This window comes from Pseudomonas sp. PS02290, assembly GCF_029960075.1.
GTDB lineage: Bacteria > Pseudomonadota > Gammaproteobacteria > Pseudomonadales > Pseudomonadaceae > Aquipseudomonas.
Map to the genome: position 1 here is coordinate 52559 of NZ_JASCOY010000028.1, position 11087 is coordinate 63645.

Sequence of the window (11087 nt, forward strand, 5' to 3'; positions counted from 1 at the left end):
ACAAGCGTAGCCTTGGTGCAGACCGCTGACGTGATGGTGGTCACACCGGCCTCTTCCCGGCTGAAGCCGGTCCCACTAAAGCATCGCATTCATCCTGTGGGACCGGCTTTAGCCGGGAACGCGCCGGGTGTCACACCGCAGAACTGATGGCGCCCATACCGGCCTCCTCCCGGCTGAAGCCGGTCCTACTGAAACAGACCGCAGCCGGTCCCACTGAATGGTATTGCTCAGTTGATCTTCAACCGCAAACGCAATCCGCGCAGGCCGTAGCTGACCCATGGCCAGAGCAATGCGCTGACCAACGCCGGGAGCACAAGCGCCAAGGTCGGCTGACGGTTGCCGGTCAGGGCGCTGAGCCACAACTGCACCAGCTGGGCGAGGCCGAAAATCACCAGAATTACCAGGCACTGCTGCCACATCGGGAACATGCGCAGGCGCTGCTGCAACGACAGCACCAGAAAGGTAATCAGCGTGAGGATCAATGCGTTCTGCCCCAGCAACGTGCCGTACAGCACATCCTCGGCCAGCCCCAGCATCCACGCCGTGACCATGCCGATCTTGTGCGGCAACGCCAATGCCCAGAAGGCCAGCAGCAGCGCCAGCCACAAAGGGCGAAATATTTCCATGAACTGCGGCAGCGGCGAAACGCTGAGCAGCAGGCCGATGGCGAAGGTCAGCCAGACCACCCAGCCGTTTCGTGCGGGAGCATGACGCGCCATTATTCTTCCCTCTCGCGTGGAGCGGCCGGGGTCGCAGCAGGTGTCGCCGGTCGGGTAGCGGCAGGCTTTGCCGCAGGTTTAGCGGCCGGCTTGCTGGTCGCGGGCTTGGCAGGCGTGGTCGCCGCCGGTGCGGTGGTTGCCGGAGCAGGCGAGCTGTTGGCGTTGGCAGGCGTCGACGAAGAACTGTGCCCGGCCGGTTTCGGCACGGTGGCCGGAACCACCGCTTTGTTCGGCGTGGCGGCAGGCGCGGCACCCGGCACAGTAGCCGATGGCACTGCCGACGGATCAGCCGCCTGACGATCAAGGGATTCCTGCTGCTGGGCGGCGTCGGCAGCGCGCTCTTCAGGGGAACGGCCGTCGGAGAACACCAGCAACAGATAACGGCTGCGGTTCAGCGCGGCCGTCGGCACCGCCCGCACGATGGCAAAGGGCTGGCCGGAGTCGTGAATCACTTCCTTGACCGTCGCCACAGGGTAACCCGCCGGGAAACGCTGACCCAGGCCGGAACTCACCAGCAGGTCGCCTTCCTTGATGTCAGCGGTGTCGGCCACATGGCGCAGCTCAAGGCGTTCCGGATTGCCGGTGCCACTGGCAATCGCGCGCAGGCCATTGCGGTTCACCTGCACCGGAATGCTGTGGGTGGTGTCGGTCAGCAGCAGCACGCGGGACGTGTACGGCATCAACTCGACCACTTGACCCATCAGGCCGCGCGCATCGAGCACTGGCTGACCGAGCACCACACCGTCGCGCTCACCCTTGTTGATGATGATCCGATGGGTGAACGGGTTGGGGTCCATGCCGATCAGCTCGGCGACTTCGACTTTCTCGTTGACCAGCGCCGACGAATTCAACAACTCGCGCAAGCGCACGTTCTGCTCGGTCAGGGCCGCCAGCTTTTGCAGGCGGCCTTGCAGCAGCAGGTTCTCGGTCTTGAGTTTTTCGTTTTCGGCGGCGAGCTCGGTGCGGCTGCCAAACTGGCTGGCGACGCCCTGATACAGGCGCTCGGGCAGATCGGCAATCCAGTAAGACTGCATCAGCACCAGCGACATCTGACTGCGGACAGGCTTGAGCAGGGTGAAACGCGCGTCCACGACCATGATGGCCACAGACAGTACGACCAGCACCAGTAGACGGACGCCCAGGGACGGGCCCTTGGAGAAAAGCGGTTTAATGGGCCGCTCCTTCCAGAGATGCGTGCAGAGGTGCTTGAGTGTGGCTGTGCTTATTCATGCGACATGAAACCGGCCTGATGCGGGTTGATGGAAATGCAGGGCGTCAGACTTGCAACATCGCTGCGCGACGTCAACAGGTCGGACACGAACAGGCAGCACGGTGAGGTGCTGCCCGTTAAGCGCAACATGCTGCGTTCCGGCGACTTATTCGCTGGAGAGCAGGTCCATGGTGTGCTTGTCCATCATTTCCAGCGCACGACCACCGCCACGCGCGACGCAGGTCAGCGGGTCTTCGGCAACGATTACCGGCAGACCGGTTTCCTGGGCCAGCAGCTTGTCGAGGTCACGCAGCAACGCGCCACCACCGGTCAGCACCAGACCGCGCTCGGCGATGTCCGAAGCCAGCTCTGGCGGAGATTGCTCCAGCGCGCTTTTCACGGCCTGAACGATGGTTGCGAGGGATTCCTGCAACGCCTCCAGCACTTCGTTGGAGTTCAGGGTGAAGGCACGTGGGACGCCTTCGGCCAGGTTGCGGCCGCGTACGTCGACTTCACGCACTTCGCCGCCCGGGTAGGCCGTGCCAATTTCCTGCTTGATGCGCTCGGCAGTGGATTCGCCGATCAGGCTGCCGTAGTTGCGACGCACGTAAGTGATGATCGCTTCGTCGAAACGGTCGCCACCGACACGGACGGATTCGGCATACACGACGCCGTTCAGGGAGATCAGCGCGATCTCAGTGGTACCGCCACCGATGTCGACGACCATCGAACCGCGTGCTTCTTCGACCGGCAGGCCGGCACCGATGGCCGCAGCCATCGGCTCTTCGATCAGGAATACTTCACGTGCACCGGCGCCCAGCGCGGATTCACGGATCGCACGACGCTCGACCTGGGTCGATTTGCACGGAACGCAGATCAGTACGCGAGGGCTTGGCTGCAGGAAGCTGTTCTCGTGAACCTTGTTGATGAAGTACTGAAGCATTTTTTCGCAGACGCTGAAGTCGGCGATGACGCCGTCTTTCATCGGGCGAATGGCGGCGATGTTGCCCGGGGTACGGCCCAGCATCCGCTTGGCTTCCATCCCGACAGCAACAACGCTCTTCTGATTTCCGTGGGTCCGAATGGCCACAACTGATGGCTCATTCAGCACAATGCCGCGCTCACGCACGTAAATAAGGGTGTTGGCAGTGCCCAGGTCGATGGAAAGATCGCTGGAAAACATGCCACGCAGTTTCTTGAACATGGGGAAAGGACCCTAGGCAACGCGTGGGTAAAAAAGTGCGGCAAACTCTAACAACGACAGGGATTTTGGGCAAGGAGCCAATATGTTAAATTGGCGGTTTTTCCGAGCACTACCCTGGTAGATCGCGGCCTTATGACCGTTTAAAGGGCGTAGTGTTCCGCAATCTGACGTACGGCCTGGCCCGTACGCATTCCACTGGAGAACCCCATGGCGCTTGATCGCTCCGACGTGGAAAAAATCGCTCATCTGGCCCGACTGGGCCTCAATGACGCCGATATCCCGCGTACTACTGAAGCACTGAACAGCATTCTCGGGCTGATTGACCAGATGCAGGCGGTCGATACCACCGGCATCGAGCCCCTGGCGCATCCCCTTGAAGCCTCGCAACGCCTGCGTGTAGACGCCGTGACCGAGGTCAATCATCGCGACGCCTATCAAGCCATCGCACCAGCGGTCCAAGACGGCCTTTATCTGGTTCCGAAAGTCCTCGACTAAGGGAATGTGCCTGCAATGCATCAAATGACTCTGGCAGAGATCGCTCGCGGACTCGCCGATAAAAAGTTTTCCTCCGAAGAACTGACCCGCACTCTGCTGGCGCGCATCGCCCAGCTGGATCCGCAGCTCAATAGCTTCATTACTGTCACCGAAGACCTGGCGATCACCCAGGCCCAGGCCGCCGACGCCCGTCGCGCGGCAGGGGAAACCGGCGCGCTGCTGGGCGCTCCTCTGGCGCACAAGGACCTCTTCTGCACCAAGGGCATTCGCACCAGCTGCGCGTCGAAGATGCTCGACAACTTCAAGGCGCCCTACGACGCCACCGTGGTTGCCAAGCTCGCCGCCGCCGGCACCGTGACCCTGGGCAAGACCAACATGGACGAATTCGCCATGGGGTCGGCCAACGAATCCAGCCATTACGGCGCGGTGAAAAACCCGTGGAACCTGGAGCACGTCCCGGGCGGCTCGTCCGGCGGTTCCGCTGCGGCGGTTGCCGCGCGTCTGCTGCCCGGCGCCACCGGCACCGACACCGGCGGTTCCATTCGCCAGCCTGCCGCACTGACCAACCTGACCGGCCTTAAGCCGACTTACGGTCGCGTGTCGCGCTGGGGCATGATCGCCTACGCTTCCAGCCTCGATCAGGCCGGCCCGATGGCGCGTACCGCTGAAGACTGCGCGTTGCTGTTGCAAGGCATGGCGGGTTTCGACGTCAATGACTCCACCAGCATCGACGAGCCCGTGCCGGATTACAGCGCCAGCCTGAATGCCTCGCTGCAAGGCCTGCGCATTGGCGTGCCGAAGGAATACTTCAGCGCAGGTCTCGACCCGCGCATCGCCGATCTGGTCATGGCCAGCGTCGAGGAGCTGAAAAAGCTCGGCGCCGTGGTCAAGGAAATCAGCCTGCCGAACCTGCAACATGCGATTCCGGCTTACTACGTGATCGCGCCGGCCGAGGCTTCCTCGAACCTGTCGCGTTTCGACGGCGTGCGCTTCGGCTATCGCTGCGAAGACCCGAAAGACCTCACCGATCTGTACAAGCGCTCCCGTGGCGAAGGCTTCGGCCCTGAAGTGCAGCGCCGGATCATGGTCGGCGCCTACGCGCTGTCGGCCGGTTACTACGACGCTTACTACTTGCAGGCGCAGAAGATCCGCCGCCTGATCAAGAACGACTTCATGAACGCGTTCGCTGAAGTCGACGTGATCCTCGGCCCGACCACGCCGAACCCGGCCTGGAAAATCGGCGCCAAGAATGCCGACCCGATCGCCGAGTACCTTGAAGACTTCTACACCATTACCGCCAACCTCGCGGGCCTGCCGGGCCTGTCGATGCCTGCCGGTTTCGCCGACGGCCTGCCGGTGGGCGTGCAACTGCTGGCGCCGTATTTCCAGGAAGGCCGCTTGCTGAACGTTGCCCATCAATATCAGCAAGTCACCGATTGGCACACCCGCTCGCCGGCTGGCTTCTAAGGAGAAAACACATGCAATGGGAAGTCGTCATCGGGCTGGAGATTCACACCCAGCTCACCACCCAATCGAAGATTTTCTCCGGTAGCGCCACCACGTTCGGCTCCGAGCCCAACACTCAGGCCAGCCTCGTCGACCTGGGCATGCCCGGCACGTTGCCGGTGCTGAACCAGGAAGCAGTGCAAATGGCGGTCAAGTTTGGCCTGGCCATCGACGCCGAGATCGGCCAACACAACGTGTTCGCCCGCAAGAACTACTTCTACCCGGACCTGCCGAAGGGTTATCAGATCAGCCAGATGGAATTGCCGATCGTAGGCAAAGGCCACCTGGACATCACCCTGGAAGACGGCACCATCAAGCGCATCGGCGTGACCCGCGCCCACCTTGAAGAAGACGCCGGCAAGAGCCTGCACGAAGACTACAGCGGCATGACCGGCATCGACCTGAACCGCGCCGGTACGCCGTTGCTGGAGATCGTTTCCGAGCCGGACATGCGCTCGGCCAAAGAAGCCGTCGCCTACGTCAAGGCGATGCACGCGCTGGTTCGCTATCTCGGCATCTGCGACGGCAACATGGCCGAAGGCTCGCTGCGTTGCGACTGCAACGTGTCGATTCGTCCAAAAGGCCAGGTCGAGTACGGGACCCGCTGCGAGATCAAGAACGTCAACTCGTTCCGCTTCATCGAGAAGGCGATCAACAGCGAGATCCAGCGCCAGATCGACCTGATCGAAGACGGCGGCAAGGTCATTCAGCAGACTCGGCTGTACGACCCGAACACCAACGAAACCCGCGCCATGCGCAGCAAAGAGGAAGCCAACGACTACCGTTACTTCCCCGATCCTGACCTGTTGCCGGTCATCATCGAAGACGCGTTCCTGGAGCAGACCCGTGCCACCCTGCCGGAACTGCCACCGCAGAAACGCGAGCGCTTCCAGTCGCAGTTCGGCCTGTCGCTGTATGACGCCAGCGTCCTGGCGTCCAGCCGCGAACAGGCGGACTTCTTCGAGAAGGTGGTAAGCATTTCCGGTGACGCGAAGCTCGCGGCCAACTGGGTGATGGTTGAGTTGGGTTCCTTGCTGAACAAGCAAGGCGTCGAGATCGACGAGTCGCCGGTCAGCGCTGAACAGTTGGGCGGCATGCTGCTGCGCATCAAGGACAACACCATTTCCGGCAAGATCGCGAAGATGGTGTTTGAGGCCATGGCTAATGGTGAAGGCAGCGCCGACGAGATCATCGAGCAGCGCGGCCTGAAGCAGGTCACCGACAGCGGCGCCATCGAATCGATGCTGGACGACGTCCTGGCTGCCAACGCCGAACAGGTCGAGCAATACCGTGCGGCGGATGAAGCTAAACGCGGCAAAATGTTCGGCTTCTTCGTCGGGCAAGCGATGAAGGCATCGAAAGGTAAGGCCAACCCGGGCCAGGTCAACGAGCTGCTGAAGCGCAAGCTCGAAGGCTGAGTGCATTCACCCCAGTGATCGTTCCTGCGCCGGGCGCGGGAACGATCATCGCTTTCTGTAGGGACCCTGCCCCATGCAGCGAATCCTCGGCGCCTGCGCCCTGCTCTCTCTGCTGGCCGGCTGCGCCAGTGACGGCATCATCGACCCGCACGGTTACAACGCCACCGGCGGCGCCTCGTATTACGGCTCGCAACATCACGGTCAGCGCACCGCCAGCGGTGAACGCTTCGACGCCAATTCCCTGACCGCCGCGCATCGGCAATTGCCGTTCGGCACGCGCGTGCAAGTCACCAATCTGGACAACGACCGCAAGGTCATCGTCCGTATCAACGACCGCGGCCCGCACACCCGGGGGCGGCTGATTGATGTGTCACGTGCAGCCGCCGCGCAATTGGGTATGCTGCGCAGCGGGACCGCCCAAGTGCGGGTACAAGCCCTCGACGACTGACTGGTGCCCTGAATTCTCGCCCTAACGAATCTGCCCTTGCCCACACTGATCGAGCTGGTCAGCGGCCTGCTGCTGATGATCATCGGCGCGCAACTGTCGGTGCGCGCTGCCGTGGCCCTGGCCGCCCTGCTCAAGACCCGCCCGCTGTTCCTCGGCCTGACCGTCGTCGCGCTGGGCAGCAGCGCCCCGCAACTGGCGGTCGGGTTGCAAGCGGCATTCACTGACAGCACCGACATTGCGGTCGGCAGCGTCATCGGCAGCAATATTTTCAACATATTGGTCACGCTGGGGCTGTCCGCCCTGATCATCCCGCTGCGCGTGGCCCGGCAACTGGTGCGCGTTGATCTGCCGCTGATGATCGCTGCCACCGCCCTGGTCGCGGCGCTGGCGTGGAATGGCGAGCTGAGCGCGCTGGACGGCGTCGTGCTGTTGCTGGGCATGGCGGCGTATCTGTTCGTTGTGGTCCGTCAGTTCGCCCACGGCGCGCGGCATGTGCCGAGAACAGACCTTGAGCCGCGCCGGCGCATCTGGCCGTTGCTGGGCCGTCTGGCACTCATGGCCTGCGGCCTGGCGCTGCTGACATTTGGCAGTCATCTGCTGGTCGGCGCGGCGGTCTCGGTGGCCCTGGATCTGGGCCTGTCGGAGCGGGTGATCGGCCTGACCGTGATCGCCGTCGCAACCTCGCTGCCCGCGCTGATGACCTCGCTGGTCGCCGCATTGCGCGGCGAGCGGGATATCGCAGTGGGCAATATCATTGGCAGCAACCTGTTCAACCTGCTGGGCGTGCTCGGCATCACGGCGCTAATTTCCACCGGGCCGTTGTCGATCTCGCCCAATGCGCTGGATTTCGATTTGCCGGTGATGCTGGGCGTCGCGGCGCTGTGCGTGCCGCTGTTCTACTCGGGGTACCGAATAACCCGGCTGGAGGGGCTATTGATGCTTGGGCTTTACGCGGTGTACGGGCTGCACATCGTGTCGTTTACCACGGGCATGCCACTGGCCGAGCGGCTGGAACGACTGATGATCCATTACGCGCTGCCGGTGATTGCGCTGTGCATTGTGGTGGGGACGGTGCGGGCGTGGCGGCGTCAGCATTGATTGGCGACAGCCCGAATCAAGACTAAATCCACCCGCCCCACTGCAGAATGAAAATCCCGACGTTGGTCGTCACCGCCGCCGCCAGGGTGGTCATGACGATGATTGAGGCGGCCAGTTCATGGTTGCCGTTGGCCGCGCGGACCATGACGAAACTGGCCGATGCGGTCGGGGCGCCGAAGTACAGAAACAGAATCCCCAGTTCCGCATGACGGAAGCCCAGCAGCCACGCGCCCAGCGTGCAGATCAGCGGCAACCAGACCATCTTCATCAGGCTCGCGCTGATCGCCAGCGTGCCGCTCTCTCGCAACGACTTTAACGACAGCGTGCCGCCGATGCACATCAGCGCCAGTGGCAGGGTCATCTGCGCCAGATAGCTGCCGGAGGTGTCGAGCCATTTGGGGAGCGGGATCTGGAAGTAGGCGAACGGCGCCGCGACGACAATGCTGATGATCAGCGGATTGGCCATGACGCTCTTGGTGATGCTCCACGGGTCGGACTTGATCACCGGGCTGTAGACCGCCAGCACGACGGTGGACAGGGTGTTGTAGAATAGAATGACCAGCGCGGCGAGGATCGCACCGAGGGAAATGCCGTAATCGCCGTACATGCTCGCGGCCAGGGCGAGGCCGATGACGCCGTTGTTGCCGCGAAACGCCCCTTGGGTGTAAGTGCCACGCTCGGCGAACGGCACGCGGTAGATCGCCCATCCCCACGACAACGCGAAACCCGCCAGGGTGGCGACGATGAAGTAGATCAACACGCCCGGCTGAAACGCCGCGTGCAGGTCAGCGTGAATGATCCCCAGAAACAGCAGCGCCGGCATGGTGCAGTTGAACACCAGCGACGAAGCGGTGTGGATGAAGCTGTCGTTGATCCAGCCCACGCGCTTGAGCAACACGCCGAGGAACAGCATCGCGAACACCGGCGCGGTGATGTTCAGGGTTTCCAGAAAGATTGCCAGCATGCACGCCAAACCCTGAGCCGTCGTTAGGTGGCTAATGATAGGCCAGCGGCGCGGGAAGTGTTACCGGCAATTACGCAGTGGTCGTACAACCCAAGGGCTGCGTCAGGCGATGGGCGCAGGCTGCAGCTTCTTCTCGAACACTGAAACCCCGTCCAGATCCCGCAGCGTTACGGTCATCTCCCCGCTCTGACCATCGATGTTCACCTCACCAAAAAACTGGAAGCCGGCGAAGGGTGAAGTGTTCTGCGCCGGGGGAGCTTTCTGGAACACCAGTTCAGGGCCGAAGGTTTTGTCCAACGTATTGGGCCCGAAGCTGCCGGCATTCAGCGGGCCGGCAACAAACTCCCAGAACGGGTCGAAATCCTGAAACACCGCCTGATCCGGATGGTAGTGGTGAGCCGCGCAGTAATGCACATCGGCGGTCAGCCAGACGGTGTCGCGCACCTTCTGCTGGCGCAGGAAGCCCAGCAGCTCGGCGACTTCCAGTTCACGTCCTTTCGGCGCGCCGTTGTCAGTGTTGGCGATCGCTTCCCAGCGCATCACGCCCGGGCTGATCTCGCCGTCGGGCACGCCAAGGCCGATGGGCATGTCAGCGGCAATGACTTTCCACTGAGCGCCGGAAGCTTGAAGTTCGCGCTTGAGCCAGTCCAGTTGCTCACGGCCGAGGAATGCGGTGGTGGGTCCGGGTTTGTCGGCGAGATTGGCGTCGTTGCCGTCGCGGTAGCTGCGCATGTCGAGCACGAACACGTCGAGCATCGGGCCGTAAGCGATCTTGCGATAGACCCGCCCGCCGTTGTCGGCGCTCTGTAGGCGCATAGGGGAGTATTCGAGGAACGCCTGACGCCCGCGCTCCGCCAACAGCTGGATGTCTTTGACCTTATAGCGATCGTCGAGCTGCTTGCTCGGTGACCAGTTATTGGTCACTTCGTGGTCGTCCCACTGCCATATCTGCGGGACCTCGGCGTTGAAGCGCCGCACGTTTTCGTCCATCAGGTTGTAGCGGTAGGCGCCGCGGTATTCGTCGAGGGTTTCCGCGACCTTGCTCTTTTCTTCGGTGGTGATGTTGCGCCAGACCCGACCGCCCTCGGTGACCACTTCGGCAGGCACCGGGCCGTCGGCGTAAATGGTGTCGCCGCTGTGGATGAAGAAGTCCGGCAAGCGCAGGCGCATGGCTTCGTAGATGCGCATGCCGCCGATCTCGGGGTTGATGCCGAAGCCTTGGCCGACGGTGTCGCCGCTCCAGACGAAACGGATGTTGCGGCGATTGACCGGCACGCTGCGCAAGTGACCGAACCAGGGTTCGCTGGCGACGCCGGTTTGCGCGTCTTCGAAGAACACGCGGTAGAAGATGGCTTGATCCGCCGGCAGCCCGGTCAGCTCGACGCGAGCGGTGAAGTCGGTGCGCTGGTCGGCGAGCAGCGAGACCGTGCGGCGCGGGTTGCTGAACATGCTGCGGGTGTCCCATTCGACCACCATGCGCGCCGGCCGGTCGCTGCGACTCCAGACCACCGCGCGATCGCCGAGCACGTCGCCGGACTGCACGCCGTCGGTCATCTTCGGACGGTCCTTGACCGAAGCGATGACCGCCGGCGCAAGCCCCGGCAACAACAAGCCGGCGCCAGCGGCCTGGATGATACGGCGGCGAGTCAGGTCGAACCGGGACATGTTTATCCTCCTCAAGCGAATGCCAAAAGAAGGACGCTAGCAGCGGATTGTTTGCGGGAGATGACAGGGCAGTGAACAGGCCGGGTGTTGTCTGTGTCTGGCACAAGATCCAGTGCCGAGCCCGGTCCCTGTAGGAGTGAGCTTGCTCGCGAAGAGGCCCGAACATCCGACACATCTCCGCGGCCGGACCGCGCACTTGTAGGACTGGCTTTAGCCGGGAAGGCGTCGGTATTCACACCGCAATTTTGATGGTGTGCCGACGGGCCTCTTCCCGGCTGAAGCCGGTCCTACTAAAGCATCGCGTGCATCCAACAGGACCGGCTGGAACCCCAACCTGTAGGACCGGCTTTAGCCGGGAAG

11 protein-coding genes are annotated in these 11087 nt (G+C 62.6%); 5 read left to right on the forward strand and 6 right to left on the reverse strand.

Translation table 11 applies throughout. The annotated features are described in order from the left end of the window. Positions 1 to 227 precede the first annotated feature (227 nt). The 4 genes from mreD to mreB all read right to left on the reverse strand — a co-directional run bounded on the left by mreD (position 228) and on the right by mreB (position 3133). Complete coding sequence (gene mreD / locus QMX88_RS14630; RefSeq protein ID WP_065990112.1) at positions 228 to 719, reverse strand: rod shape-determining protein MreD; 492 nt, start codon at positions 717 to 719, stop codon at positions 228 to 230. Continuing rightward, positions 719 to 1861 carry a rod shape-determining protein MreC gene (mreC, locus tag QMX88_RS14635; RefSeq protein WP_442969458.1) on the reverse strand — a complete coding sequence of 381 codons (1143 nt, stop codon included), beginning with the start codon at positions 1859 to 1861 and terminating at the stop codon, positions 719 to 721. The genes mreD and mreC overlap by 1 nt, the downstream gene beginning before the upstream one ends. Before the next feature lie 80 nt (positions 1862 to 1941). Continuing rightward, positions 1942 to 2079: a hypothetical protein gene (locus QMX88_RS14640; protein WP_192170698.1), complete on the reverse strand. Its 138-nt coding sequence runs from the start codon at positions 2077 to 2079 to the stop codon at positions 1942 to 1944. A gap of 16 nt (positions 2080 to 2095) precedes the next feature. Continuing rightward, complete coding sequence (mreB, locus tag QMX88_RS14645) at positions 2096 to 3133, reverse strand: rod shape-determining protein MreB (RefSeq protein WP_020292894.1); 1038 nt, start codon at positions 3131 to 3133, stop codon at positions 2096 to 2098. Between the two features lie 207 nt (positions 3134 to 3340). Here mreB and gatC point away from each other — a divergent pair, with 207 nt between their 5' ends. The 5 genes from gatC to QMX88_RS14670 all read left to right on the forward strand — a co-directional run bounded on the left by gatC (position 3341) and on the right by QMX88_RS14670 (position 8098). Next, a complete protein-coding gene (gatC, locus tag QMX88_RS14650) occupies positions 3341 to 3628 on the forward strand; it encodes an Asp-tRNA(Asn)/Glu-tRNA(Gln) amidotransferase subunit GatC (RefSeq protein WP_122534975.1) in 288 nt (95 codons plus the stop codon). 15 nt (positions 3629 to 3643) lie between these two features. After that, positions 3644 to 5095 carry an Asp-tRNA(Asn)/Glu-tRNA(Gln) amidotransferase subunit GatA gene (gatA, locus tag QMX88_RS14655; RefSeq protein WP_192170697.1) on the forward strand — a complete coding sequence of 484 codons (1452 nt, stop codon included), beginning with the start codon at positions 3644 to 3646 and terminating at the stop codon, positions 5093 to 5095. An 11-nt stretch (positions 5096 to 5106) separates the two neighbouring features. Further along, positions 5107 to 6552, forward strand: a complete 1446-nt coding sequence (gene gatB / locus QMX88_RS14660; RefSeq protein WP_192170696.1) for an Asp-tRNA(Asn)/Glu-tRNA(Gln) amidotransferase subunit GatB — start codon at positions 5107 to 5109, stop codon at positions 6550 to 6552. A gap of 73 nt (positions 6553 to 6625) precedes the next feature. After that, positions 6626 to 7000, forward strand: a complete 375-nt coding sequence (locus QMX88_RS14665; RefSeq protein ID WP_282370478.1) for a septal ring lytic transglycosylase RlpA family protein — start codon at positions 6626 to 6628, stop codon at positions 6998 to 7000. A 45-nt stretch (positions 7001 to 7045) separates the two neighbouring features. Continuing rightward, positions 7046 to 8098, forward strand: a complete 1053-nt coding sequence (locus tag QMX88_RS14670) for a calcium/sodium antiporter (RefSeq protein ID WP_192171043.1) — start codon at positions 7046 to 7048, stop codon at positions 8096 to 8098. A gap of 22 nt (positions 8099 to 8120) precedes the next feature. On the opposite strand, the gene QMX88_RS14675 is transcribed toward QMX88_RS14670, so the two are convergent. Together QMX88_RS14675 and QMX88_RS14680 are read right to left on the reverse strand one after the other, a co-directional pair. Beyond that, a complete protein-coding gene (locus tag QMX88_RS14675) occupies positions 8121 to 9062 on the reverse strand; it encodes an AEC family transporter (protein ID WP_133776254.1) in 942 nt (313 codons plus the stop codon). Between the two features lie 102 nt (positions 9063 to 9164). Further along, on the reverse strand, positions 9165 to 10727 hold the full coding sequence (locus tag QMX88_RS14680; protein WP_282370482.1) for an alkaline phosphatase D family protein: 1563 nt from the start codon (positions 10725 to 10727) through the stop codon (positions 9165 to 9167). Positions 10728 to 11087: the final 360 nt, after the last annotated feature.

Bases quoted from the DNA above. Each gene is read 5' to 3' on its own strand.
- mreD (WP_065990112.1), bottom strand. From the start codon at position 719: ATGGCGCGTCATGCTCCCGCACGAAACGGCTGGGTGGTCTGGCTGACC.
- QMX88_RS14640 (WP_192170698.1), bottom strand. From the start codon at position 2,079: ATGTTGCGCTTAACGGGCAGCACCTCACCGTGCTGCCTGTTCGTGTCC.
- mreB (WP_020292894.1), bottom strand. From the start codon at position 3,133: ATGTTCAAGAAACTGCGTGGCATGTTTTCCAGCGATCTTTCCATCGAC.
- gatC (WP_122534975.1), top strand. From the start codon at position 3,341: ATGGCGCTTGATCGCTCCGACGTGGAAAAAATCGCTCATCTGGCCCGA.
- gatA (WP_192170697.1), top strand. From the start codon at position 3,644: ATGCATCAAATGACTCTGGCAGAGATCGCTCGCGGACTCGCCGATAAA.
- gatB (WP_192170696.1), top strand. From the start codon at position 5,107: ATGCAATGGGAAGTCGTCATCGGGCTGGAGATTCACACCCAGCTCACC.
- QMX88_RS14665 (WP_282370478.1), top strand. From the start codon at position 6,626: ATGCAGCGAATCCTCGGCGCCTGCGCCCTGCTCTCTCTGCTGGCCGGC.
- QMX88_RS14675 (WP_133776254.1), bottom strand. From the start codon at position 9,062: ATGCTGGCAATCTTTCTGGAAACCCTGAACATCACCGCGCCGGTGTTC.
- QMX88_RS14680 (WP_282370482.1), bottom strand. From the start codon at position 10,727: ATGTCCCGGTTCGACCTGACTCGCCGCCGTATCATCCAGGCCGCTGGC.